Source organism: Alteromonas sp. DYW1, from assembly GCF_059752595.1.
On the sequence record NZ_CM186038.1, the window covers coordinates 1155507 to 1180000 of the forward strand.

At 45.1% G+C, this 24494-nt stretch carries 23 protein-coding genes and 1 rRNA gene (1 of these 24 only partly in view); 12 read left to right on the forward strand and 12 right to left on the reverse strand.

The genetic code is table 11. The annotated features are described in order from the left end of the window. The first annotated feature begins 3 nt into the window (after positions 1–3). The gene (gene thiL / locus AC121Z_RS05150) at positions 4–975 is read left to right on the forward strand and encodes a thiamine-phosphate kinase (RefSeq protein WP_498127221.1); all 972 of its coding nucleotides are present in this window, start codon (positions 4–6) and stop codon (positions 973–975) included. Next, complete coding sequence (locus tag AC121Z_RS05155) at positions 965–1450, forward strand: phosphatidylglycerophosphatase A family protein (RefSeq protein ID WP_498127222.1); 486 nt, start codon at positions 965–967, stop codon at positions 1448–1450. Before thiL ends, AC121Z_RS05155 begins: the two co-directional genes overlap by 11 nt. Here the strand turns inward: AC121Z_RS05155 and dxs are convergent. Genes dxs through AC121Z_RS05170 form a run of 3 tightly spaced genes read right to left on the reverse strand, consistent with a single transcriptional unit; the run spans position 1439 to position 4479 of the window. Beyond that, positions 1439–3301 (reverse strand): 1-deoxy-D-xylulose-5-phosphate synthase, encoded by a 1863-nt coding sequence (gene dxs, locus AC121Z_RS05160; protein WP_498127223.1) that lies wholly within the window; start codon positions 3299–3301, stop codon positions 1439–1441. The genes AC121Z_RS05155 and dxs overlap by 12 nt on opposite strands. A gap of 4 nt (positions 3302–3305) precedes the next feature. Then, on the reverse strand, positions 3306–4202 hold the full coding sequence (locus tag AC121Z_RS05165; RefSeq protein WP_498127224.1) for a polyprenyl synthetase family protein: 897 nt from the start codon (positions 4200–4202) through the stop codon (positions 3306–3308). Continuing rightward, complete coding sequence (locus tag AC121Z_RS05170) at positions 4195–4479, reverse strand: exodeoxyribonuclease VII small subunit (RefSeq protein ID WP_498127225.1); 285 nt, start codon at positions 4477–4479, stop codon at positions 4195–4197. Before AC121Z_RS05170 ends, AC121Z_RS05165 begins: the two co-directional genes overlap by 8 nt. Positions 4480–4732: 253 nt before the next feature. Here AC121Z_RS05170 and pomA point away from each other — a divergent pair, with 253 nt between their 5' ends. Further along, positions 4733–5497: a flagellar motor protein PomA gene (gene pomA / locus AC121Z_RS05175; RefSeq protein ID WP_498127226.1), complete on the forward strand. Its 765-nt coding sequence runs from the start codon at positions 4733–4735 to the stop codon at positions 5495–5497. A gap of 2 nt (positions 5498–5499) precedes the next feature. Further along, positions 5500–6450: a flagellar motor protein MotB gene (locus AC121Z_RS05180; RefSeq protein WP_498127227.1), complete on the forward strand. Its 951-nt coding sequence runs from the start codon at positions 5500–5502 to the stop codon at positions 6448–6450. 20 nt (positions 6451–6470) lie between these two features. On the opposite strand, the gene AC121Z_RS05185 is transcribed toward AC121Z_RS05180, so the two are convergent. From AC121Z_RS05185 to AC121Z_RS05210, 6 genes are read right to left on the reverse strand one after another with little or no spacing between them, the layout of a single operon-like run. Continuing rightward, positions 6471–6932, reverse strand: a complete 462-nt coding sequence (locus AC121Z_RS05185) for an EVE domain-containing protein (RefSeq protein ID WP_498127228.1) — start codon at positions 6930–6932, stop codon at positions 6471–6473. After that, on the reverse strand, positions 6929–8191 hold the full coding sequence (locus tag AC121Z_RS05190) for a class I SAM-dependent methyltransferase (protein ID WP_498127229.1): 1263 nt from the start codon (positions 8189–8191) through the stop codon (positions 6929–6931). The genes AC121Z_RS05185 and AC121Z_RS05190 overlap by 4 nt, the downstream gene beginning before the upstream one ends. A gap of 5 nt (positions 8192–8196) precedes the next feature. Beyond that, entirely contained in the window at positions 8197–8925 is a 729-nt protein-coding gene (locus AC121Z_RS05195) for a DUF1365 domain-containing protein (RefSeq protein ID WP_498127230.1), read from the reverse strand. Between the two features lie 10 nt (positions 8926–8935). Further along, positions 8936–10201 (reverse strand): NAD(P)/FAD-dependent oxidoreductase, encoded by a 1266-nt coding sequence (locus AC121Z_RS05200; RefSeq protein ID WP_498127231.1) that lies wholly within the window; start codon positions 10199–10201, stop codon positions 8936–8938. Then, positions 10198–10938, reverse strand: a complete 741-nt coding sequence (locus tag AC121Z_RS05205) for an SDR family NAD(P)-dependent oxidoreductase (protein WP_498127232.1) — start codon at positions 10936–10938, stop codon at positions 10198–10200. Before AC121Z_RS05205 ends, AC121Z_RS05200 begins: the two co-directional genes overlap by 4 nt. Continuing rightward, positions 10935–11354, reverse strand: a complete 420-nt coding sequence (locus AC121Z_RS05210) for a nuclear transport factor 2 family protein (RefSeq protein WP_498127233.1) — start codon at positions 11352–11354, stop codon at positions 10935–10937. The genes AC121Z_RS05205 and AC121Z_RS05210 overlap by 4 nt, the downstream gene beginning before the upstream one ends. 154 nt (positions 11355–11508) lie before the next feature. On the opposite strand from AC121Z_RS05210, the gene AC121Z_RS05215 reads away from it, so the two are divergent. Genes AC121Z_RS05215 through AC121Z_RS05225 form a run of 3 tightly spaced genes read left to right on the forward strand, consistent with a single transcriptional unit; the run spans position 11509 to position 13401 of the window. Then, on the forward strand, positions 11509–12078 hold the full coding sequence (locus AC121Z_RS05215; RefSeq protein ID WP_498127234.1) for an LON peptidase substrate-binding domain-containing protein: 570 nt from the start codon (positions 11509–11511) through the stop codon (positions 12076–12078). Between the two features lie 53 nt (positions 12079–12131). Then, complete coding sequence (locus AC121Z_RS05220) at positions 12132–12746, forward strand: sigma-70 family RNA polymerase sigma factor (protein WP_498127235.1); 615 nt, start codon at positions 12132–12134, stop codon at positions 12744–12746. Then, positions 12739–13401: a ChrR family anti-sigma-E factor gene (locus AC121Z_RS05225; RefSeq protein WP_498127236.1), complete on the forward strand. Its 663-nt coding sequence runs from the start codon at positions 12739–12741 to the stop codon at positions 13399–13401. Before AC121Z_RS05220 ends, AC121Z_RS05225 begins: the two co-directional genes overlap by 8 nt. Before the next feature lie 183 nt (positions 13402–13584). Here AC121Z_RS05225 and AC121Z_RS05230 read toward each other — a convergent pair whose 3' ends face one another. Next, a complete protein-coding gene (locus tag AC121Z_RS05230; RefSeq protein WP_498127237.1) occupies positions 13585–14346 on the reverse strand; it encodes an outer membrane protein assembly factor BamD in 762 nt (253 codons plus the stop codon). 147 nt (positions 14347–14493) lie between these two features. Between AC121Z_RS05230 and rluD the strand changes: the two genes are divergently transcribed. From rluD to clpB, 3 genes are all read left to right on the forward strand, one after another. Next, complete coding sequence (gene rluD, locus AC121Z_RS05235) at positions 14494–15474, forward strand: 23S rRNA pseudouridine(1911/1915/1917) synthase RluD (RefSeq protein ID WP_498127238.1); 981 nt, start codon at positions 14494–14496, stop codon at positions 15472–15474. Then, positions 15467–16210 (forward strand): peptidoglycan editing factor PgeF, encoded by a 744-nt coding sequence (gene pgeF, locus AC121Z_RS05240; RefSeq protein ID WP_498127239.1) that lies wholly within the window; start codon positions 15467–15469, stop codon positions 16208–16210. Before rluD ends, pgeF begins: the two co-directional genes overlap by 8 nt. An 80-nt stretch (positions 16211–16290) precedes the next feature. Continuing rightward, the gene (gene clpB, locus AC121Z_RS05245; protein ID WP_498127240.1) at positions 16291–18873 is read left to right on the forward strand and encodes an ATP-dependent chaperone ClpB; all 2583 of its coding nucleotides are present in this window, start codon (positions 16291–16293) and stop codon (positions 18871–18873) included. An 8-nt stretch (positions 18874–18881) separates the two neighbouring features. Here the strand turns inward: clpB and AC121Z_RS05250 are convergent, their stop codons facing one another. Both AC121Z_RS05250 and xdp1 read right to left on the reverse strand, forming a co-directional pair. Beyond that, a complete protein-coding gene (locus AC121Z_RS05250) occupies positions 18882–21671 on the reverse strand; it encodes a tetratricopeptide repeat protein (RefSeq protein ID WP_498127241.1) in 2790 nt (929 codons plus the stop codon). 103 nt (positions 21672–21774) lie between these two features. Continuing rightward, a complete protein-coding gene (xdp1, locus tag AC121Z_RS05255; protein WP_498127242.1) occupies positions 21775–22590 on the reverse strand; it encodes an exosortase-dependent surface protein XDP1 in 816 nt (271 codons plus the stop codon). Positions 22591–22886: 296 nt separating this feature from the next. Between xdp1 and pssA the strand changes: the two genes are divergently transcribed. Further along, positions 22887–23711, forward strand: coding sequence for a CDP-diacylglycerol--serine O-phosphatidyltransferase (gene pssA, locus AC121Z_RS05260; RefSeq protein WP_498127243.1), 825 nt, complete (start codon positions 22887–22889; stop codon positions 23709–23711). Between the two features lie 382 nt (positions 23712–24093). Further along, positions 24094–24494 (forward strand): 16S ribosomal RNA (locus tag AC121Z_RS05265) (it continues 1132 nt past the right edge of the window).

A 24494-nucleotide genomic window follows, 5' to 3' on the forward strand; every position in this document is an offset into this window, starting at 1 on the left:
CACGTGAAGGAATTCGATTTAATTGAGCGTTTTTTTAAACGCGGTGGCTACACGCGTAAAGACGTATTAATCGGCATTGGCGATGATGCCGCAGTCACACAAGTGCCTGACAAGCAGTGCTTGGCAACCACCACTGATACCTTGGTTAGCGGCGTACACTTTCTTCCGGACGCTCCCGCTCATGCGGTTGCGCACAAGGCAATGGCTGCGAATCTTAGTGATTTGGCAGCAATGGGGGCAGAACCCGCTTGGGTAAGCTTGTCTTTATCGATCCCTGCAACTGAAGAAGCATGGCTGGACGCGTTCAGCCAAGGTATTTATGAGTTGCTTGAGTATTACCACGTGCAATTGATAGGCGGTGATACGGTTTCAGGTCCACTTTCTTTAACCATAACTGCGCAAGGTTTTGTACCCGAAGACTCAGCGTTAAAGCGATCTGGTGCTAAGCCAGGAGATTGGATCTATGTGACGGGGCATGTAGGCGATGCAGGCGCTGGGCTTGATATCCTGAAGCATGCGTTAGAGGCAACGGGTGCTGACGCCGATTACTTAATTAAGCGTCATCGTTACCCCAGCCCGCAGGTGGTCGCAGGGACTGCACTGCGCCGTTGCGCGAGTGCCTGTATTGATATCAGTGATGGCTTGTTGGCCGATTTATCGCACATTTTGAAAGCCTCTAAGTGTGGAGCTCTCGTGCATGTTGATCGTTTACCGCTGTCACAAGAGCTGAGCAATGTGGTAACCCCTACTCAAGCCATCCAATACGGTTTAACGGCAGGCGATGATTACGAGCTCTTGTATACCATTGGTGAAGAATATAAGAGTAAAGTGGAAACTGCGCTAACAACATTCGGTATTAAGACAACCTGTATTGGTCAAATCACGGGGCTGGTCGATAAGATCGAGTTGCGCCAAAACGATAAGCCCTTTGCGTTTACTGGTCGCAAAGGTTTCGAACATTTCAATGGAAGCTGAGCTGCGCGCTAAAGTATCCATGCGCAATCCGGTGCATTTCCTAGCATTGGGATTTGGCAGCGGATTAATTCCATTTATGCCCGGAACTATGGGATCGCTTGCTGCCATTCCTGTGCTGGCCGCATTGTCCATGCTCAGTATGGAGTGGCTGGTGCTTTGTGCCTGCCTTGCAAGCGTTGTTGGTATCTGGATCTGTGATAAAACTGCCGTCGATATGGGGGTGCATGATCACGGCTCGATTGTCTGGGATGAAGTCGCGGGTATGTTGGTCGCTTTTTTATTCATCCCTATAACACCTGCCACATTAATCGCGGGATTTGTACTATTCCGAATTTTTGACATTCTCAAGCCATGGCCAATCAGTTTTCTTGATAAACACTTACATGGCGGTCTCGGGATCATGTTGGATGATATTGTGGCAGGCCTAATGACTTGCGCCTGCCTCCATTGGATGGTTCTGCCCTTATTGTTTTAGCGCAGCGATCTGGTTTAGTATGCCTTGGGTATCCATGCCGAGTTCGGCATACATTTCTTGTTGAGTACCCTGCAGTATAAATTGATCCGGTAACCCCACCTTACGCAAGCGAACATGGAGTCCTTGTGCATGCAAGTATTCACCGACAGCACTGCCTGCGCCGCCCATAATAGCCCCATCTTCAACGGTGACAATCGCATCGTGTTGTGCGGCAATACGTTCTATCATGTCAGTATCTAACGGCTTAACAAAGCGCATATCAACCAAGGTGGCGTCGGCTTCCGTAGCGGCCGCTTCGGCATAGTTGATTAGGGTCCCGAAGTTCAATATTGCAATAGATTTACCTTCCCGCAACAAACGTGCTTTGCCAAGTGGGAGCTCTGTCATTTCAGTATTTATTTCCGCACCAGTACCAGTACCTCTAGGATAACGAACCGCCACTGGAACCTGCGCTTTGTGTCCAGTATAAAGCATCTGTCGACATTCATTTTCATCACTGGGCGTCATGATCATCATATTCGGTATACAACGCAGAAAGCTGATATCGAAAGCACCTTGGTGAGTAGGGCCATCAGCGCCCACTATCCCGGCTCGGTCAATTGCAAACAAAACAGGTAAATTTTGAATGGCAACATCGTGGATCAACTGGTCATAGGCACGCTGTAAAAACGTCGAATAAATCGCCACAATCGCATTCAACCCTTCACGCGCCATACCCGCGGCTAAGGTAACCGCATGTTGTTCGGCGATGGCAACGTCAAAGTATTGTTGCGGGTACTCTTGAGAGAAGCGGACCATACCTGAACCTTCGCGCATAGCTGGAGTTACTGCTACTAGTTTCGGATCCTGAGCCGCCATGTCACAAAGCCAATCGCCAAATACTTTGGAGTAGGTAGGGCCACTGGGTTTACTTACGGGTAATGCGTTATCAGCCGGATTAAATTTTGGTACGGCGTGATATTTGATTGGATCTTTCTCGGCAACGTCGTAGCCCTTACCTTTGCGCGTGACTACATGGAGTATTTGCGGGCCTTTCATTTTGCGCATATTGCGTAAGGTATCGACCATACCATTGACGTCGTGGCCATCGATAGGGCCGATGTATTTAAAACCTAGTTCTTCGAAAATGGTACCTGGCACAACCATGCCTTTGATATGCTCTTCGGCGCGACTAGCAAATTCCTTGATCGGCGGAACGTTGCTTAAGAGTTTTTTACCGCCATCACGGATACTATTAAACAAATTTCCTGTAAGTAGACGAGCAAGGTGGCTGTTGAGAGCACCAACATTTTCAGAAATTGACATTTCATTGTCGTTTAAGACAACGACCAGATCTTTATCGATATCACCGCCATGATTGAGTGCTTCAAATGCCATCCCTGCAGTCATAGCACCGTCACCGATAACTGCGACGATTTTTCTGTCTCTTTGTTCTTTCTCTGCAGCGATTGCCATACCAAGCGCAGCGCTAATAGAAGTAGAGGAATGCCCTACGGCAAAGGTATCAAACTCACTCTCTGGCGGCCATGGGAAAGGGTGGAGACCACCTTTTTGTCGAATAGTGCGCATTCGCTCACGGCGACCGGTAAGAATTTTATGTGGGTAAGCTTGATGACCGACATCCCATATCAGACGATCGAAAGGCGTTTGATAGACATAGTGCAACGCAACGGTTAGTTCAACCGTTCCTAATCCTGAAGCGAAGTGACCACTGCTTTGGCTAACGCAAGCCAATAGATACTGGCGTAACTCACCAGCTAAAACCTTTAATTTGTCTTGCGGCAAGGTCCGCAGGGCGGCAGGGTCGTTAGCCAAAGCCAACGTTGGATACTGGTTGATATCTAATGTCATGCGATTAATGGGTTCTACTTAGCATTAAGTCGGCAAATTGCCGTAATAGCTGGGTATTGTAAGGCAAAGTGTCCAAGGCTTGAAGCGCTAGTGTGTGATATTCCTGTAGTTGTACCTTTGATTGTGCAAGGCCAAGCAAGGCGGGGAATGTTGATTTATTAGCACGCTCGTCGGATCCCGCGGGTTTGCCCAAGGTTTCACTACTGGCAGTGACATCTAAAATGTCATCTTGAATTTGGAAAGCTAGACCGATGGCTTCAGCATATGCGGCAAACGCCTGCTGTTCACGTTCCGCCAAATTAGCATCTAACATCGTTGCTGTAATAGCACAGGCTTTAAGTAAAGCGCCCGTTTTCAACTGGTGGAGTTTGATTAAATAATCCGTAGAAACACGTGTGTTGGTTGCCGCCAAGTCCATCGCCTGACCACCGCACATACCTTGATAACCTGATGCTTGACTTAGACAACGAATGATATCGATACGTTGAGCATCCGATAATTGGGCAGTTGCAGGCCCTGAAAGTATTTCGAAGGCTAACGTTTGTAATGCATCACCGGTTAAAATAGCGGTAGCCTCATCAAACTTGATATGACAAGTAGGTTGACCTCGGCGTAATTCATCATCGTCCATTGCTGGCAGGTCGTCATGCACTAACGAATATGCGTGAATACACTCAATGGCTGCGGAAACTGCAATTGCACATGCCCGCGGGGCATGAATGCAATCTGCAATAATACCATGTAGCAATGGTCGCATGCGTTTACCACCAACTAGCAGAGCATATTGCATCGCGGCTTTAAGTTGCGGTGCATGCTCGGGCAATTGAGCGATTTGCTGATTTAAAAATTCGTCAACTTCATGCCTCACAGCATGATGGAAATCAGAAAGGGAGCTATTCATCGCTGCTATTTAGGTCACCGAGTTCTTGATTGCCATTTTGGTTCATCAGCACTTTAACTTTTTGTTCTGCAGCTTCTAGCGTGGCTTGCCCTTCTTTAGTCAATTGCACGCCGCGCTCGAATTTTTCCAACGCTGTTTGCAAGGGAAGGTCACCTTGTTCCATATCTTTCACAATTTGTTCAAGTTCTGCGATGGTTTGTTCAAAGTTGCTCAACTTGTCATCCACACGTGTCTGAAAATATTGGCGAACCTTACCGAACGAGACATAGCGGGTCAACGTTTTTACGCTGATCTAAACCATCCTTGCTAACCACTTGATGACGCATGGGCAAACTAGCCATCTAAGGTAAAGTAACAACAATAAAACCAGTGTTCTGCGGCTCTGCTATATTGTATAAATGTGGGGTAGCTGAAGGTGCAAATGAACCAAACTCCAAGCCCTAAGCAAGTGGAGTATAGAAATTATTGTACTGGTCGATACAATGGCTAGCATAGAATCTTATATCAGTGTTGCAACATAGGAGTCGCAAGTGGATTTAGCAACCGTCATAGGCATTATTGGCGCGATAGGTTTCGTTGTTATGGCGATGGTGCTGGGCGGCGATATGGGTATGTTTATCAATGTCCCCTCAATACTTATCGTGTTCGGCGGCACTATCTTTGTTGTGCTCTCACAATTTACCTTGGGCCAGTTTTTTGGTGCAGGGAAAATCGCAGGCAAAGCCTTCATGTTTAAAATCGAAGCGCCCGAAGACCTCATTCAAAAGATTGTCGAAATGGCTGATGCTGCACGTAAAGGCGGATTCTTAGCGCTCGAGGAAGCAGAAATAGAAAATAGCTTTATGCAGAAAGGGGTAGATATGCTGGTAGATGGCCACGACATTGATGTGGTCCGTGAGACGCTAGCCAAAGATATCAGTATGACAACCCAGCGGCATGAGTTTGGGGCGGGAATTTTCAAAGGTATGGGAGATGTGGCGCCGGCAATGGGAATGATCGGTACTTTGATAGGATTGGTTGCGATGTTAAGTAATATGGATGATCCCAAAGCCATTGGTCCTGCGATGGCGGTAGCTTTGTTGACAACATTGTACGGAGCGTTTTTTGCCAACGTGATTTGTTTACCTATTGCAATAAAACTCGGCAACCGGGCTGAAGAAGAAAAGCTTAATCAATCGCTGGTGCTTGACGGTATTGTCGGCATAGCGGATGGTCAAAACCCCAGGGTTATCGAGGGGATCCTGAAAAATTACCTTGCAGCAAGCAAACGTTCTGAGCCAAGTGAAGAAGATTAAGTATGGCTAGCCAAGAAGAAGAATGTCCCAAATGCCCCCCAGAGGGACTGCCCCCGTGGATGGGCACGTTTGCCGACTTGATGTCGTTGTTGATGTGTTTCTTTGTCTTGTTATTGGCGTTCTCGGAAATGGACGTGCTCAAGTTCAAGCAAATCGCAGGTTCGATGAAGTTTGCTTTTGGGGTACAAAATAAAATCGAAGTTAAAGATATTCCAAAAGGTACCAGCGTGATCGCAATGGAGTTTAGACCTGGACGTCCGGACCCAACGCCGATTGAAAATATTCAACAGCAAACCATTGAAATGACTCAACAAATGCTTGAGTTTCAAGCAGGTGACGAAGATTCTGCAGGTGGCCGTCAGAAACAGCGAGGTACACAACGCGGCGGGCAAGCGCAACAAACAGCAACCGATCAATCGGCAGCACAGCAAACTCAGCAAGCCAGTCAAGAACAAGTCAATGAAATGCTCAAGAAGGTCGCACAACAATTAGAAAAACAAATTGTTGATGGATCTATAGAAATGGAATCGCTGGGTCAGCAAATCACCATTCGGATCCGTGAGAACGGTTCCTTTTCTGCCGGTTCAGCATTCCTTCAACCGCAATTTATACCGATTATTCGCAGTATCGGTGAATTGTTGGCAGATATGCCAGGAGAAATTGAGGTGTCAGGTCACAGTGATAGTCAGCAGATTTCCAATGAGCTGTATCGATCAAATTGGGACTTATCGGCGCAACGCGCGGTAGCGGTTGCTGAAGAATTACGCCGGGCTAATGGGTTTGATGAATCGCGTATGTCAGTGGTGGGGAAAGCAGATACCGCGCCATTGCTTGAGGGCGATGAAGCCGATGCTCGTTCTCGCAATCGGCGTGTAGAAATAGTGATTAATCAAGGTAAGCCCATCATGTCGCAACCTATTTCTGTATTGGAAGGCGAAGACAATAGCGGGTAATTGGCAAGGAAACCTATCGGCTAGTTAATAGCGTTCAAGAGCTGTTGCGCTTCAGATTGACTCACCGGCATGACGGACAATCGATGCCCCGCTTTTACTAGCGGCAGCTCTGTGATGTGTGGCATTGCTTTAATCGTGCGCAAGGCTAGCACTTGTTGCAGTGTTTTGACGTGTTGCACTTCTACCATGTACCAGCGTGGGTTGTCTGTTGTGGCTTTGGGATCGTAATATTTTGACTCAGGATCAAATTGCGATTCGTCAACCAATCCTACACGGGTTACTTTTGCTAGCCCCGCAATACCAACCTCTTTACAACTGGAGTGGTAAATAAATACGGTATCACCAACATTAACCTCATCACGCAAGAAATTGCGCGCTTGATAATTACGCACTCCATCCCACGTCGCCTTCCCGCCAGTTTGTGTTGCTAGATCTTGGATCCCAAATGCGTCAGGTTCAGTTTTAAACAACCAATATCTCATAGTGCTTGACGGGTTATCCCTTGCTGAAAAGCGGGTTTAGACAGCACTAATTGGACAGTGCTTATCGTGCGCTCCAGAAAGCCACCTTCACAATAATTCATGTAGTATTGCCATAAACGCATGAACCGATCATCATAACCATCATGCAGGAGCACCTCGCGATTGCGCTGAAAGGCGTGGTACCAGTCTTTCAATGTGCGAGCATAATCCAAACCAATGTCGTGAAGGTCTCGGATCATGAGGTCAGTATGCTCCTTCAAAGCCTTATTCATTATGTATTGTGAAGGTAAAAAACCACCTGGGAAAATGTGTTTCTGTATAAAATCAACGCCTTGGGCGTAGTCGTCATAACGTCTATCGTCGATAGTAATGGCCTGAAGCACCATTAAGCCATCGCGTTTTAGCAAAGCGGCGCATTTGGCAAAAAAGTTATTTAAATATTCTTTGCCGACCGCTTCAATCATTTCAATTGAAACCAGCTTATCGTATTGACCCTCCAGTAAACGATAGTCTTTTTTCAATAGCGTTATCTGACTCGCTAAGTTTTCTTTAGCCACCCAAGCTTGCGCATAAGCGTATTGTTCTTCTGAAATGGTTGTTGTTGTAACTTTGCAGCCATAATGTTTAGCCGCAAATACCGCTAGGCCCCCCCAACCGGTACCGATTTCTAGCAAGTGATCGGACTCTGTTAATTGTAGTTTGTCGCAAATAGTCTTTAATTTGTGCTGCTGTGCTAAGGCTAGTGAGCAAGCATCATCGGGATAAATCGCCGCTGAGTACATCATGCTTTCGTCGAGAAAACGGGTGTACAGTTTGTTGCCTAAATCGTAATGCGCGGCAATGTTCTTTTTCGCTTGCGTTTGAGAGTTCTTGCGCAACATATGTTTTATTTTAAGCATCGGTAAGCTTAGCCATCTGAACTTTGCTTCCCACTGATCTAAAGTGTCGAGGTTACGTGCAAAAATCCGAATGACATCAGTTAGATTAGGTGTTTCCCACAAGCCATCGGTAAACGTTTCTCCGGATGCTACGCTCCCCCCAATTAATAGATGCCGGTAGGCCTTGGGGTCAACAATGTTGACTTCAGCATGCAGAGAACTTGCTTTATCTCCACAGGTTATTACCGCTACTCCGCGCTCTTTAATCGTAATTTGTCCGTGTGGTAGGGACTTCAACACATCTAAAAAGAGACTTTTTGCTATGCGGTCTACCCAACTCATTTGATCTTCGAAAACTAGGGTCTGTTCACCATGAGTCATGCTTGTTATTCCTTCGTACTTTTGGGATAGGGATAAAACGGTACTCGCTTAACAAACAATTTTATTGCTTGCCAATAAATGCCAAACACTGTCTTTAACGCCATGCTTGGTATTGAGACTAATACGCGCATTAAACTGTTTGAGTTCAATGACATTTTTTTCATGTTTAAAGCGGCGGTGAAATGTCGCTGTTGCTTAAAGCAAGATAAGCTTAGCTTTAACTCGTTATCTGGTTGACATACTGACCAATGATAAACCATATCCATGGGATTAAATGGGGAAACATGAAAAGCCTTGTTGGTTGGCTGTTGAGTCTTTAGATCGACCAAGTAATGATGGCGTTTATTCCAGGGGGTGTTACTGACTTCAGCCAACATATGAGTAAATTCACCGCTCTGGGCTCGGATGAAGTAAAAGTTGACTGGGCTAAAATAAAAACCAAAGGTACGGAGTTGGCCAAGCATAAACACGTCGCCTTCGATGGGTTCATCACTGATTTCACTGCATTGGTTTAGCACGGCTTGACGCAACGTTATCGTGGGGTCGCCTAAATAGTCACTCCGTCGAAACTGAACAGGAGCAAAGCGCCGGGCTGAAAAGCCAGTGACTGACCGAGCAACGAGGTCGACTTCGTCCAACTTTAACCAGAATAGATATATTCGGTAGTTAAAGGCATGATGCTTAGGGATTACACGTTGATGCAATACCTCACCAACATAGAGTGCGCTTTCCATTAGCCTAACCTCACAATGTGAGTCCAAAACGAGCGCATACGTCCAACGCACTGCGCACTCCGTCCTCATGAAAACCGTTATACCAGTAGGCACCGCAGAAATGCATACCGTTAACACCACAGATTTCGTTGCGCTGTTGTTGCGCTTTTACCATATCTGTACCAAATTGCGGGTGTGCATAATGATAGGTTCCAAGTATTTTGGCTGGATCAATATCTGCGGTGTTGTTCAGCGTCACACAAAACGTTTCCGGCGCAGTATGAATACGCTGCAGAATATTCATATTATAGGTAACCGATGCAGGTTTATCGCTTTCGTTGTGCGTCCCTTTTATAAGATAGTTCCAGCTAGCCCACGCTAATTCACGTTTTGGCAGAAGTGCAGTGTCGGTATGCAGCACCACTTCGTTCATTGCATAAGGAATTGCCCCAAGAATGTTGGTTTGCTGCTGCGTTGGCGCTGATAACATTTGTAGGGCTTGATCGCTGTGGCAAGCAAAGATAACGTCATCATAAACTGCAATTTCGCCTCCTGCCGTCATAATCTCAACGCCCTGCGTGCAAGGCCTAACTGACGTTACAGGCGTGTTGAGTAAGATCCGCTCTTTGAAACCGCTGATTAATGGTTCGATGTAACGACTTGAACCCCCAACTAGGGTATACCACTGCGGTCGGTTAGTAATATTCAAAAGACCATGATTGTTAAAAAACTGCAAAAAGAAACGCAACGGAAACTGTTTGGTTTGCTCTATTGACGCCGACCAAATGGCTGCACACATTGGCAAAATGTAATTGTCGGTAAACGTTTTGCCTAGACCCAGCTGCGCGATGAATTCGAAAAGTGTAGTTGTATTGCTGACGGCATCTATATCAAGCGCTTTACAGGCTTTATTAAAAGTTAGAATGTCGCGCACCATACCGATAAATTTTGGACGCACAATATTCCGTCGCTGAGCAAATAAACTATTAATGGTGTTACCGTTGTATTCCAAATTTTCGGCAACGTTTTTAACGCTAAAACTCATTTCAGTAGGCTGCATTTCAACCTTCAGCCGCGCCATTAATTGGTTAAAATTAGGGTAAGTCCAATCGTTGAATACAATAAATCCTGTATCGATGGCGTAATTATTACCATTGACATTGACTTGTTTGGTTGCTGTGTGTCCGCCGATGTAATCATTCGCTTCGTAGACAGTTACGGTGTGCTTTTGTGAGAGCAGATAAGCACACGTCAATCCAGATATACCGGTCCCAATAATTGCGATATTTTTTGTCATTTTTTCGCACCACGGCGCATGTTTTTCTGCATACCCACACAAAGTTTATGTTTAATAAATGCAGGCAGTAGGTTAAGCATTCTCAGCATCAGGCTAAATCGTGTAGGGAAGTAGATTGATGCGTGACGTTTTTCGATACCTTGCAATAGGTCTTCAACAGCCTCTTCAACACTGATTTTCATTGGCATGTCGAAGTCATTCTTATCAGTGAGTGGCGTCTCAACGAAACCGGGTGACACTGACTGTACAAAAACGCCCGAACGAGAAAGATCAACGGCGAGACTTTTGGTGAAATAATGCAGAGCAGCTTTACTAGCACCATAGGCTTCACTGCGTGTGAAAGGCAACAAGCGAGCCAGTGAGTCGACGATAACCAATTGGTCATCGCGCATCAAATTGGGGCGCAGTGCAGCAACGCAATTAACAACGCCAAAAAAATTAGGTTCGAAGACGCGATGAAACATATCTGGTTCGATCGCATCGACGTCTACATATTCGCATGTGCCGGCATTTAACACCGCAATGTCGCAATTAATTGCATGTAACTTTTCTTGCGCTTGAGCGGCGTCGGTAACGTCAAACTGAAGCGTCGAAATGTTGTTTAATTGAGCCAGTTCAGTGAGCTTCGATTCGTTTCTACCACAAGCGATCACTGAGTATCCACTTCGGGCCGCTAACTTTGCAAGCGCTTCGCCGATGCCCGAGGTGGCGCCGGTGATTAACATGGTTTTACTCATTTCAGTTGCCTTTTAATTTTTCTAATCCAGTAACCCAAAAAAGGTATGTGCTCATACACGAGTTCTCCCATATCATAATAGTCACGATGGTATGTCACGTGAGTTGCATCGGTTTTTAAATTTGTGAGCCCTTCCACTTGAATTGTCTTGCCCTTTAATTTGATTGACTCAAATTGCATTACCCAAGTAACGTAATAGTGATTATGATCCACAGCGTCGACCGACACTATGGTGAAGTCACATGAACGTGTTCCACTTAATAACTTGGCAAAATAATTTTGGACTGCATCAAACCCATTGTGAGTCGCTATGGGGTCGATAAATTCGATGTTGTGAGCGTAAACATCAGCTAAACCTGAGATATCTCTGCTTTTAAGTTGTTGATAAAAATTACAAAATTTTTCTATCGCCTGCATTCGAAAAACTCAAATAAAAAGATTGTTCTTTTTACCAAATTCCGTACCAAGAAGATCAAGCCATTAATTAAAATTAATCAAATCCCCAATGCGATCCATGCCGTCCTAATTTGCGTATTGCCCAATAGTTAGTTTTGATTGAGGTATCTCTAGCTTGCAAACGTTACCTTTGTTTCCCTTATCAGCGCATCTGCTTCCGGCAGGCCGTTTGTCGCTCAGAATTTTTGAACCACGCTACATTCGCATGGTAAAAGAGGTGTGTGCAGCCAATTCTGAATTCGTTGTGTGCATGCTCAACGCAAAGGGTGATAAAGATAATAATTCGCACATATATTCCATTGGAACGAAGAGCAAAATTATCGATTTTGATGTTCTGGAGGACGGGTTGCTCGGTATCACAGTCGAAGGACTCGAATGTGTCGAGATAAGTAACATACTCACAGAACCCGACGGTCTTCGAATAGGAGAGTGCAAATCAATTGACCTTTGGAAAGAAGAGATTCCAGCAGCAGATATTGAACCTATGCACGTACGGCTCAAGGAAATATTTGACAAGTATCCCGAAGTCAACGGCCTTTATCAAACCCCACAATTTAATGATCCTGTTTGGGTTATCCATCGCTGGCTAGAGTTACTGCCAGTGGAAGCGGAGCAAAAGCAAGCATTCTTAGCTCAAAAAGATTGCAGCAAAGTGCTCGAATTTCTGCGACAATTAATAGACTGATCCATTACTCTTGATTTAGCGTATTAATACAAAAAGCTGAAAAGAGAGTCATTATGCTAGTTGGTATTCCAGTGGAATCGAGCGACGCGAGACCTTCCAAACCTATCGAGTGTGCTGAAGAGATGTCTGGCTATTTAGTTGAGATAGCAGCCACTCGCAGTAAAACTGCGTTCGCCAAAATATTTGGCTACTTCGCGCCGCGTCTTCGTTCTTATGCGTTAAAACAGATGGGGAATGAAGCCTTGGCGATGGAATTGGTCCAAGACACAATGTCGAATGTGTGGCAAAAAGCTCATCTTTTCAACGCTGAGAAGGGATCGCCTTCAACTTGGATTTTCACTATCGCTCGAAACATTCGTTTCGATATGTTGCGCAAGCTGCAAAACCGCAAAGAAGATATTTGCTCTGATGATTTGTGGCCAGTGCTATGCGAACAAACGGCTGACGCGAATGAAACGTCTTTAGAAGAGCAAATGACGCTTGAGCAACTGGGTCATTTATTCGATTCATTACCAGTTAAACAACGGGTGGTTATAGAAGCCATCTATATCGACGGCAAGTCCCAGCAAGAAGTTGCCGATGAATTGGATATTCCATTAGGCACGGTGAAATCGCGTACTCGCCTTGCATTACAACGTTTGAAAGATATGATAAAGCAGTATGATTAATTTTCACCCAAATCTTGAACAAATCCGCCAGTTCGCAGAGGGAGTACTCCCGCCGGCAAATGCATTGCTCGTATCTGCGCATTGTGACATGTGCCCACGGTGTATGGAGTTGGCGCGCAACGAGAATAGTTTGTTAGCGAATGAGGCGTTTGCGGCCAGTGAAGACGATCCTAAACTCAATCGGATGTTGGCAAACATCCTTGAGCAACCGGTCAGTGATTTTCGCGTAACGCATGAGCCGATTGTGGATTCGATTGAGCTTGATGGTCGTTCATTTAAGCTTCCGCGGGCATTGCAGCGCTACGTGAAAAATACGGGTAATTGGTCGTCATTAGTCGGTAAGTTGTGGCAAGCGCCTGTGGACTTAGGGGATATGGGTGTAGCTAACTTCATCTATATGGAGAAAGGCGGTCGCGTGCCAGAACACACACACAAAGGCTCTGAGTTGACACTAGTGATAAATGGCGAATTCAGTGACGGGATTTCACATTATGACTCGGGAGATTTCATTGCGTTGAATGGCGAGCATACGCATGCGCCATTTTCTGAAGCAGAAGAGGGATGCTTGGTATTTAGTATCGTGGACAAGCCTTTGCACTTTACCTCAGGGCTGGCGCGCTTGCTCAATCCTTTTAGTCAATTATTTTTCAAATAAAAAAAGCGTCATTAGACGCTTTTTTTATTTCTCCAAACACCCACGGCTTGGAATTTTTGTAACCTTATTGCTCGTTGAATATGGAAACCGAAATTGCATTACACGCCAGATAGCCCGTGTAACGCCGCAAAACAGTATAAATGCTCGCTTCGGTGTCTATGCGCGACTGATCAGTAACGGAATCTAAATAAAGTCACTGTTTGGGTAATTGAGTTTCAATGTTTTAATCGCGTTCTCTTTTAATTCATCGAGGCCCAATTGGTCATAACTCGCGACCATGATTTCTAACGCCTGTTGAACCTGATTAGAATCTGGGTAGTGTTCCAGGACGTAACGTCCGCGATTGGCGGCTGCTACATAAGCTTGTCGGCGCATATAAAAGCGTGCGATTGCAATCTCATAACTCGCTAAACGGTTCTTAATGTACAGCATCCGCTTTTGCGCGTCTGCAGCATACTTACTGTCTGGATACTTCTCTATGAGGCGACGGAAATCTTCAAACGCCTCGCGTGACTTCGATGGATCTCGGTCAGTACGATCAATATTCAATAAATCTTGGAACAGGTTATTGTCCGATTCCATATTCGTAAGCCCGCGCATGTAGTGCACGTAATCGATATCTGAGTGATTTGGATTTAACCGAATGAACCGATCGATGGTTGCCAATGTCTGCTCGGCTTTACCCGATTTATAATGACTGTAAATAAGGTCAAGCTGCACTTGATGTGACAATGGCCCAAACGGGAATCGGCTATCTAAGGTGCTTAACGTTGTCGCTGCGCCAGCAAAGTTACCTGCATCCATCTGACGTTTAGCTTGATCGTATAGGGCTTGGGCTCCCTGATCAGCGGCGATAATTTGCTCTTCGTTGTCCGACGAACTGCAGCCGCCAAGCAATAACGTTGCAGAAATAAATGCAAGCGATACTAATCGTTGATACTTCATTAACTCTTCCTATCTGACATGTTCTAAGCATGCCAATTAATTTTGCGACGTATTCTACCGCAATGCTTCACATAATTCCTACCGATAAACCCACTTCTCTGAGAATGATTTTTGTTATACTGCAACAAAGGCATCATTAAGGTTTTTATGAACGAAAAAACGTCTGTGGTTAAACTAGCCGCAGAAACAGATTTATCAGTGCATGGTCTTCGCTTAGATCAGGCAATTGCGAATTTGTTCCCAGAATATTCACGCTCTAAGCTGAAAAGTTGGATCCTCGATGGGTGTGTAACTATCAACGGTGAAGTGTGTGACATTCCGCGACATAAGTTGCAAGGCTTCGAGTCTATAGAGATTGCCGCAGAAATAGCCGTGCAAGTTACTCATAAGGCGCAAGAGATCGCATTAAATGTGATCTTTGAAGACGAGCATATTTTGGTTATTGATAAGCCAGCCGATCTAATTGTTCATCCCGGTGCAGGCAATCCAACAGGCACAATCTTAAATGCTCTGTTAGCCAGGGTACCTTCAATTAATACGGTGCCGCGAGCCGGGATTGTGCATCGCCTTGATAAAGACACCACGGGTTTAATGGTCGTTGCTAAAACATTAGAAGCACAGACGCATTTGGTTGAGCAATTACAATCCCGAACCATGAGTCGAGAATATGAAGCTATAGTGGTGGGAACTCTCGTCGCGGGGGGTATGGTAGATGCACCCATTGGTCGCCATCAGACAAAGCGTACTTTAATGGCCGTCCGCGAAACCGGTAAGCCGGCTGTCACGCATTATCGCGTAATCAAAAAATTTCGTGCCCATACGCATTTACGCCTGAAGCTTGAGTCTGGGCGCACGCATCAAATCCGTGTACACATGGCGCATCTTAAACATCCGATTGTGGGAGATCCCGCTTACGGTGGTCGCCCACGGATGCCGAAAGGAGCGGATGATGGCCTGATCCATGGGTTGCGCAGCTTTAAGCGTCAGGCATTGCATGCAGCTCAATTATCTTTATATCATCCCATCACTGAAGAATGGATGACGTGGCAATCACCGCTACCTGACGATATGCGCGGACTATTAGCATTGCTGGATGCTGACACCCAGATCTTCGGCTTAGATGATTAAATCGGCTTCTATTCGGCTACCTAATTGGTCCTTACCCAAGGGCGTGATGGCGTTCTATTCGACGCGAAATGATGGCGTTAGCAGCAATCAGTATCACAGTTTTAATCTAGGTGCACATGTGGGTGATGACGCGATGGCAGTTGTTGAAAATCGGCGGCGATTGCCTTTCGCTGATAAGCTACATTGGCTTGAACAAACGCACAGTAATCGTGCTTTGGAGCTACCTTCACAACTGAATAATGCAGATGCATCCTTCACTCATGCAGCGGGGTATGGGTGTGCAGTAATGACAGCAGACTGTGTACCAATCTTACTTACTGATAGGCATGGGACTACCGTAGCGGCAGTGCATGCAGGTCTGCAAGGGTTGCGCACTAAGATTATTGAGAACACGGTAAAAGCAGCGTTTGCAAGTTCAATCTCTAGTGATATATTCGCTTGGATAGGGCCACATATTCGAGTCTGTCACTATGAAGTAAATGAACAAGATGCGTGTGATTTCAGACCGATTACTGGGGCCGTGCACACATCGAAGATGGCCGCTAAAGTGATGCTTGACCTAGAGATAATTACCCGCCATCAACTCACTGAGATGGGGATTAATAATATTTCCAGCTGTTCTGATTGTACTTATTGTGATGAAGCGAGCTATTTCTCCTATCGGCGTGCCCGACACCATGGACAAACTAATTGCGGTAGAATGGTAAGTGCTATCATGTTATTAGATAAATCATAGAGTTAGCAGTAATAACTTGAATAAACTAAGATAAATACCCACATAGATAGTAAGTGATAAAACGTTTATAGGAATATCATATGCGTTTAGATAGATTTACTAGCAAATTTCAGTTGGCGATATCCGATGCGCAGTCATTAGCATTGGGTCGCGACCATCAATATATCGAACCGGTACATTTAATGACTGCACTGTTGAACCAACAGGGCAGTGTATTGCGCACGTTATTTGAACATGCCAATGTTAATGTTAATAGTTTGCGTTCTGCTCTCTCCGAGGCTGTAGACCGATTACCCCGCGTTGATGGGGTCGGTGGTGATGTGCAGTTGGCTAAAGAAAGCGTAGTGCTACTTAATTTATGTGACAAAATTGCGCAGCAGCGCAAAGATGAATACATCACATCTGAGATTTTTGTGCTTGCCGCTTTGCAAGACAAAGGCAAACTTGGACAATTGTTAAAAGAGGCGGGCGCTTCTGAACAGGCAATAAATCAAGCCATAGAGAAAATCCGTGGCGGACAGAAAGTGACCGATCCAAACGCTGAGGATGTTCGCCAAGCACTCGAAAAATATACCACAGATCTGACCGAACGAGCGGAGCAAGGTAAATTAGATCCGGTGATTGGGCGTGACGATGAAATTCGCCGCACTGTACAAGTCTTGCAACGCAGAACCAAGAATAATCCGGTCCTCATTGGTGAACCCGGAGTCGGGAAAACTGCGATTGTTGAAGGGTTAGCCCAGCGTATTGTTAACGGAGAGGTTCCGGAAGGACTAAAAAATAAGCGAGTCCTTGCCCTTGATATGGGAGCTCTTGTGGCCGGCGCCAAATATCGCGGCGAATTCGAAGAGCGTTTGAAAGCAGTACTAAACGAACTTTCCAAGGAAGAAGGGCGGGTTATTCTGTTTATTGACGAGTTGCATACCATGGTCGGAGCGGGTAAAGGCGATGGCGCTATGGACGCAGGAAATATGTTGAAACCGGCATTGGCGCGTGGCGAACTGCATTGCGTAGGCGCGACTACGCTTGACGAATATCGTCAATACATAGAAAAAGATGCTGCTTTAGAACGCCGCTTCCAAAAAGTGCTAGTTGATCAGCCAAGTGTGGAAGATACCATTGCTATTTTGCGTGGGTTGAAAGAGCGTTACGAACTGCATCACTCGGTTGATATTACTGACCCCGCGATTGTCGCAGCTGCAACCTTATCACAGCGTTACATTAGTGACCGTCAGTTACCGGATAAAGCCATTGATCTGATCGACGAAGCGGCATCCAGTATTCGCTTGCAGATGGATTCTAAACCCGAGGAGATGGACCGCTTAGAACGACGCATTATTCAATTGAAGTTAGAAGAGCAGGCGCTCGCCAAAGAGACCGATGATGCTAGTCACAAGCGCTTGGAGGTGATAGAGCTTGAGCGTGAACAATTAGAACTTAAGTATGCTGAGCTTGATAAAGTGTGGAAGCAGGAAAAAGATGCCATGCAGGGCACTCAATCCATCAAGTCAGAACTTGAGCAGGCCAAATTAGATCTGGAAATCGCTCGACGCGCATCAGATCTGAGCCGTATGTCAGAGTTACAATATGGTCGAATTCCTGAATTGGAGTTGCGTTTGGAACGCGCTTCAGAGCAGGAAAGTATCGAAACCCAACTATTAAAAAACAAAGTTACAGACAGTGAAATCGCCGAGGTCTTGTCCCGCTGGACTGGGATCCCTGTGTCTAAAATGCTTGAGGGTGAACGAGACAAATTATTACGGATGGAAGAGGCATTGCATCATCGCGTTGTTGGACAAGATGAGGCGGTTACTGCTGTATCGAATGCTATTCGTCGTTCCAGAGCCGGTCTTGCTGATCCCAACAGACCGATAGGGTCATTTTTGTTCCTGGGGCCTACCGGTGTGGGTAAGACGGAGTTGTGCAAATCGCTGGCGAACTTTATGTTTGATTCAGAGCAAGCGATGGTGCGTATCGACATGTCTGAGTTTATGGAAAAACACAGTGTTTCTAGGTTGGTTGGCGCGCCCCCAGGGTATGTGGGTTATGAAGAAGGTGGCTATTTGACTGAAGCAGTGAGACGCAAGCCATATTCGGTCATCTTGCTAGATGAAGTAGAGAAAGCGCATCCAGATGTATTTAATATTCTTCTGCAAGTGCTAGACGATGGCCGTCTCACTGACGGGCAAGGACGCACTGTGGATTTCAAAAACACTGTTGTAATTATGACGTCTAATTTGGGTTCTGACATTATTCAAGACAAGCATGAAGAGAGTCAATATGATGAAATGAAAGCCATGGTCATGTCTGTTGTGGGGCAACACTTCAGACCGGAGTTTATTAATCGGGTAGACGATATTGTGGTGTTTCATCCGCTGGGTCGCGAACAAATCAAGTCTATCGCTCTTATCCAGCTTGCGGGACTACGTCAGCGTTTGGTTGATAAAGGCTATAAACTAGAGATTGCCGGAGCCGCGTTGGATAAAATAGCTGAAGCGGGTTTTGACCCTGTTTTCGGCGCGCGACCTTTAAAGCGCGCAATTCAGACCGAAATTGAAAACCCGCTTGCGCAAGCATTGTTATCCGGCGACATCGCGCCGGATAGCGCTATACGGGTTGATATGCAAGCGGATGAATTGGTTATTACATCAACCGGTGTGTAATCACTTAGCTAATCTGTTTGGCTAAGCAGTTGCTCATGCAACTGCTTAGCTTTCTCACGATAGGTTGAAGGGCGTTCCAACAATCTCGCATTGGTTACTTGGCTAACTGCTTCGCTGGTGCGCCCCATTGCAGCGAGTGTCGCGGCAATATGATAATTGATGGCAGGATCGTCAGAGTCAAGCGTATACGCTTTTCTCAGCATGTCCAGCGCATCTAAATGTTTTCCTTGCAGACTTAAAATCCACCCTTGTGTGTCAATTATAGCGGCAGTTCTAGGGGCGAGAGCCACTGCTTGTTGACTATACGTCTTGGCTTGCGCAAGGTCACTTTCCAACTTAATTAACGCCAAATTATTGTAGATTGCAGCTAGGTTCTGTTGGTAATCAGATGCTATTAAGCGCTGGTATATGACTTCAGCGTTCGAATACTCTTGAGCCATGAAATGCGAATCGGCGAGAAGGTGCTGCAAAAAAGGGTCGGCAGCTTGTTTATCAACAGTCTGAATACTGTTAATGAAACTCTTTCGCAGCTGCCCCTGTCGGCTTAACTCAAACATTTCTATCGCTGGGCGTTTAAAGCTGGGATCTTGAAGTAAAGCTTGTTTATACAAATCAAATGCAGCGGCAGTTTTACCTTCACTCCGTAAGATATCGGCCTGAAGCACCCAGACATTCGGACTGTTGCTATTACTAAATTGCGGTTTGCTAAGAATTTCTTTTGCTTCGGTTAAGCGCGATTGTTGAATATAGAAATTAGCTAGTTCGAGTTCACTCAGCCGGTTTTCAGGATTGATATCGGTTGCTCGACGTAAGCTTTTTTCTGCTCCGGTAAAGTCGAGCGCATCAATTTGCAAACGGCTGAGTGCGATTAATCGATCAGGATCTTCAGTCAACAAGCCGTAAAGGACGTTGAGTTGCTCTTGTGCTTCCTCAAGATCGTCCAGCTGAATTAATAACTGTGCTTTAGCCACTCTATAGTCATAGTTAAAGCGATACTTCGCTAACAGTTGGTTTATTTCCTTTAATGCCAGGTCGTATTGCTCTGTGCTCATGTAAATAGAAAATAACAGTTCGCTTGCGCGGGTGTCATTTTTAGCCACAACCTTTGCACGGAGCAAATCATCGATAGCTGTTTGATAGTTCTTGCTTAAAAAGTGAAGTTGCCCACTAATCACCAAGGCGGTTAAATTATTCCTATCAATTTCAAGGGCAAGCTGAATATGCTTGATCGCATCATCGATTAGCTCTTGTTGAGACAGCAACCTTGCTTTAGCTATGAGGGCCGGCAAGTTCTGCATATCTGCATCTAGTATCTGATCGACAATTTGGGAAGCTTCATCGCGAGCGCCGGTCCTAAGCAGTAAATCGACAAGCAAGTTTTGGTTGGCAGTTGTGGGAGCTTGTGCAACTAATTGCTTGGCGAGTTCTCTCGCTTCAATATATTGCTGATTATTCGCAAGTAGTAGAACTTTGAGCTCTAAGACTTCCGGTAAAGCTGTATTGGAAATCCCCAAATTTAGTAATTCTTCGGCTTCTTTATATTCATTTCGGGCTAACAGCGTGCGTGCGGTAAGCAATGTGATTAGATCATTGCTGCCATGGATCTCGTGTAACTCAGTAAGGAGTTGTTCACACTTAAATGCACGATCACTGTTAATGTACAGACGGCAAATCAGTGCCCCAACTTCCAAATTACTTTTAACGGTATCAATATGGCTTTCCAGAGTTTGAATAGCTTCCTTTTGATATCCTGACATTACGAGAGAATTAGCTAGCATGCCGAGTAGTTCAGCGGTTGGTAGGTGCTCTTTGGTATAACGAGTCAGTTCTGCACTAGCCAAACTGTAGTTCCGATTAATATAAGCAACAACGCCGGTGATTAGGCTTAAATGGTTACGCTCTTTTAATTGTTCATCTGTCAACAAACTGAGTTGGCTGCTTATTTCTAATAACAGCTTATCGGCTTCACTGACTTGGTTAGTTAGCGCCAATATTCGAGTTTTCAACAATTGATTTTGGATATCGCCCGGCGTTTCAGATTCCACTTTAGCGATAATAGTTAATGCTTCATCATAACGTTCTAACTGCGCTAATAGCGCTGAATAAGTGCGCAAGTAAGCAGGATTTTCTGGAGCTAAGTCAATCGCATTCTGGATAAGGATAAGAGCCTCTTTTTGTCTGTCCTGTTTCGACATGATTTGTGCTTCAATATGGAGCGTATCGGGATTAGAGGGATCTAATGATTTCGCTTGCGCCAAGATTTGCTCTGCATCGTCAAATCGTTCTTCTGACACAAGAAATGCAGCATAGGCATTAATTGGCTCAATGTCAGATGGATACTTACGGCGCAATTGCACGTAAAGTTGTTCAGCTTTTTGCGGCTGATTGGTGCGGATGTAGGCTAAGCCAGTCACCAGAGCAATATCATATCTTGTTACTTCTGAAATTGATCTATCGCGGTAGAGTTCAATGACATTGTCATACTGCCCGACAAATAGATAGGCGCGTGCCAGAGGAGAATAAACCAGATTTTTATCCGCACCTGCCGCAAGGACATCTTCAAATTCGACGATTGCATCGTAAAACAATCCGTCCATCAAAAGAATACGGCCCATAAGAAGTTTGCTTGGGAGGTGTTCAGGAGCGCTTTGCAGTTTAGACTTCAATAGGATATAGGCTTCCTTTACATTATTTTGCATAAACTCTTCAAGCGCGCTTTCATAAAGGTCGGCAACTTGTGCATTAACCTTAAAAACGGCTAAAAAGAGGATTAAAATACCGTAGAAACACTTTCTCACGTAGTCGTCCCTCACGAAGAAATATTGATCAATTGTTTTTCAATACCTTTCATTATCCATAAAAAAAGCCTCATAGAGAGGCTTTTTTCAATAGAGTATTAATTTATTTGCGGGCTCTGCGCATACCCAATAACACTAAGCTGAGCAATAGAACACCAATCGTACCAGGTTCAGAAACAGTCGTCGTTGGCTCTGTCTTGGTTGTCGTCAAGCCTGCGAGTTTAAACCCATCATTCCCTTCACCGAATGGAGATCCGAACCAACCATCGGCTGAAAAAACGCTTTTGTATGCGCCAACTAACCAATATTTAGCTTCAACTAACGCGCCAGGGAGTACATTCGCACCAGAACTTGCTGCAGTGATTGTTGAGTTACCTGCCAATGAACTTGAGGTTGCCAAGTCCGCATAGCTAGCACTGAAAACAGCCCCGTTAACTGAGTCATTTAGAATATCAGACCATGAACGACCGCCAGTAAATGAAGGCAGAACGTTGAACGCCGCAATGGACACATCTGAATCACCGTACTTTGAACTTAAGAACAACGTTGACAGCTTTACTGCGTCAGAAAACTTGAACAGTATCATGTCTGTGTCGTCTCTATCTTGACGATTATCGATGTAATGATGATCATTTGAATTGCGATTATACGCAATTAGACCGTAAGCGTTGTTATCTAAAGTTGCAGATTGAACGTTGTCTTCTCCGCTTACTTCCCAAGTGTCAGACCAAGCAGAGATTTCAACTGAAAGACCAGAGGAAGCATCCAACATAGAAAACGTGTTGCCATAATTCGAAATTGAGTTAGTAATATTACCTACAGTTGCAGTGCGAAAGTCCCACAATGTTTCAGCTGCCGTAACGAACTGAGATAATGAAATCAAACACGCACTTACTGTCAAATTTGCTAATTTATTCATTTTTACCTACAAAAACGATCATTAAACTTACACCTAATTCTATTAACAGCAATAAATGTGCCATTTCGGTAATCCCTTTTAAAACAAAGAGTTAGGTATTCTCTGTTATAGAGGAAATCTTTGTTTGTAAAGAAAGCTGACAATGCTATTACCCAGCAGTACAACAATTTGATTGGTAACACCTTTGGCTATGGTATAGTTTAGCTGCTAATTGGCTCAGCTCATTCTTTTTATTGATTATTGATGAAGCTCGCTATTTTTTTCAAGTCAATTATGTTGTATTTCTAGAGGAGTTTATGTCTCAAAACAAGCGTAAAGGTATTTATTTATTACCTAACTTACTGACCACAGCCGGTTTGTTTTCGGGTTTTTTTGCTGTTGTGTCATCAATGAATGGGCGGTTTGAAGCTGCGGCAGTAGCAATTTTCGTGGCCATGATATTTGATGGGCTGGATGGCCGCGTTGCGCGGATTACAAATACCCAAAGCGAATTCGGCGCAGAGTACGACTCTATGGCAGATATGGTCTCCTTCGGTGTGGCTCCTGCATTAGTTGCGTATAACTGGGGGCTAACTGAAATGGGAAAGCTTGGATGGTTAGCCGCATTTATATACGTTGCTGGTGCCGCTCTGCGATTGGCACGGTTTAATACGCAGGTTGGGATTGCTGATAAACGCTTCTTTCAAGGTTTGGCGAGCCCCGCTGCTGCGGCTGTTGTCGCCGGGCTAGTATGGGTCGGCGTTGAGTATCAGGCTGTTGGCACTGACTATGGGATTATTGTTGCTATTATTACCGGACTAAGTGGATTATTAATGGTCAGCAACTTCAAATATAATTCCTTTAAAGAAGTGAATTGGCACGGTAAGGTCCCATTCGTTGCTCTACTTCTTATTATGTTGATCTTTGTGGTCGTGGCTACTGAGCCAGCGCTTGTACTTTTTGTTGTCTTTTCCTTATATGCACTTGCTGGTCCAATCAACACGTTTAGAACGGTTGATAAAGTGACACTTGAGGATGTAGTCGGTGATCACGAGGAAGATGCCGATTTCTTAGAAAGTGCAGATAAGCCAGCAGAAACCGATGAAACGGCACAAAAAAGCAACGAACAGAACAAAGACTGAACAATCAGTTGCTTTTTTTCAACTTTTTTAAAAAAAAGCGGTTGACCTGAGAAGTTAGGTCTGTAGAATGCGCGCTCGCTTCAACGGGAAGACGAAATAAACAAATCAACGGCAACGCCAATGATTTGACGCAATCCCTTAATTGAAGCGGGTTTCAAGCAAATCGCTGAAAATAAAATTTCAAAAAAATGCTTGACTCCCGGATGCGACAATGTAGAATGCGCATCCCGCTTGAGGAGAGTCGCTAAGACGCCTTAAGTCGCAACGAAAGTTGCTTTGTTCTTTAACAATTTATAACAAGACAATCTGTGTGGGCACTCGTTAAGAGTGTCACAACGACAATTTATTTTTAGTTTCTATTCGTAGAAACGACGCAAGTATTCAATTGAAGAGTTTGATCATGGCTCAGATTGAACGCTGGCGGCAGGCCTAACACATGCAAGTCGAACGGTAACAGGGCTAGCTTGCTAGTTGCTGACGAGTGGCGGACGGGTGAGTAATGCTTGGGAATTTGCCTTTAGGAGGGGGATAACCACTGGAAACGGTGGCTAATACCGCATAATGTCTACGGACCAAAGGGGGCTTCGGCTCCCACCTATAGAGAAGCCCAAGTGAGATTAGCTAGTTGGTGAGGTAAAGGCTCACCAAGGCAACGATCTCTAGCTGTTCTGAGAGGAAGATCAGCCACACTGGAACTGAGACACGGTCCAGACTCCTACGGGAGGCAGCAGTGGGGAATATTGCACAATGGGGGAAACCCTGATGCAGCCATGCCGCGTGTGT

What these genes read in the sequence shown, in the direction of transcription:
- AC121Z_RS05165 (WP_498127224.1), bottom strand. Translation starts at nt 4,202, where the DNA reads ATGAATAGCTCCCTTTCTGATTTCCATCATGCTGTGAGGCATGAAGTT.
- AC121Z_RS05225 (WP_498127236.1), top strand. Translation starts at nt 12,739, where the DNA reads ATGATTAATTTTCACCCAAATCTTGAACAAATCCGCCAGTTCGCAGAG.
- AC121Z_RS05200 (WP_498127231.1), bottom strand. Translation starts at nt 10,201, where the DNA reads ATGACAAAAAATATCGCAATTATTGGGACCGGTATATCTGGATTGACG.
- clpB (WP_498127240.1), top strand. Translation starts at nt 16,291, where the DNA reads ATGCGTTTAGATAGATTTACTAGCAAATTTCAGTTGGCGATATCCGAT.
- dxs (WP_498127223.1), bottom strand. Translation starts at nt 3,301, where the DNA reads ATGACATTAGATATCAACCAGTATCCAACGTTGGCTTTGGCTAACGAC.
- AC121Z_RS05190 (WP_498127229.1), bottom strand. Translation starts at nt 8,191, where the DNA reads ATGACTCATGGTGAACAGACCCTAGTTTTCGAAGATCAAATGAGTTGG.
- pssA (WP_498127243.1), top strand. Translation starts at nt 22,887, where the DNA reads ATGTCTCAAAACAAGCGTAAAGGTATTTATTTATTACCTAACTTACTG.
- AC121Z_RS05185 (WP_498127228.1), bottom strand. Translation starts at nt 6,932, where the DNA reads ATGAGATATTGGTTGTTTAAAACTGAACCTGACGCATTTGGGATCCAA.
- rluD (WP_498127238.1), top strand. Translation starts at nt 14,494, where the DNA reads ATGAACGAAAAAACGTCTGTGGTTAAACTAGCCGCAGAAACAGATTTA.
- AC121Z_RS05230 (WP_498127237.1), bottom strand. Translation starts at nt 14,346, where the DNA reads ATGAAGTATCAACGATTAGTATCGCTTGCATTTATTTCTGCAACGTTA.
- AC121Z_RS05155 (WP_498127222.1), top strand. Translation starts at nt 965, where the DNA reads ATGGAAGCTGAGCTGCGCGCTAAAGTATCCATGCGCAATCCGGTGCAT.
- xdp1 (WP_498127242.1), bottom strand. Translation starts at nt 22,590, where the DNA reads ATGAATAAATTAGCAAATTTGACAGTAAGTGCGTGTTTGATTTCATTA.
- pgeF (WP_498127239.1), top strand. Translation starts at nt 15,467, where the DNA reads ATGATTAAATCGGCTTCTATTCGGCTACCTAATTGGTCCTTACCCAAG.
- AC121Z_RS05205 (WP_498127232.1), bottom strand. Translation starts at nt 10,938, where the DNA reads ATGAGTAAAACCATGTTAATCACCGGCGCCACCTCGGGCATCGGCGAA.
- AC121Z_RS05220 (WP_498127235.1), top strand. Translation starts at nt 12,132, where the DNA reads ATGCTAGTTGGTATTCCAGTGGAATCGAGCGACGCGAGACCTTCCAAA.
- AC121Z_RS05180 (WP_498127227.1), top strand. Translation starts at nt 5,500, where the DNA reads ATGGCTAGCCAAGAAGAAGAATGTCCCAAATGCCCCCCAGAGGGACTG.
- AC121Z_RS05210 (WP_498127233.1), bottom strand. Translation starts at nt 11,354, where the DNA reads ATGCAGGCGATAGAAAAATTTTGTAATTTTTATCAACAACTTAAAAGC.
- AC121Z_RS05195 (WP_498127230.1), bottom strand. Translation starts at nt 8,925, where the DNA reads ATGGAAAGCGCACTCTATGTTGGTGAGGTATTGCATCAACGTGTAATC.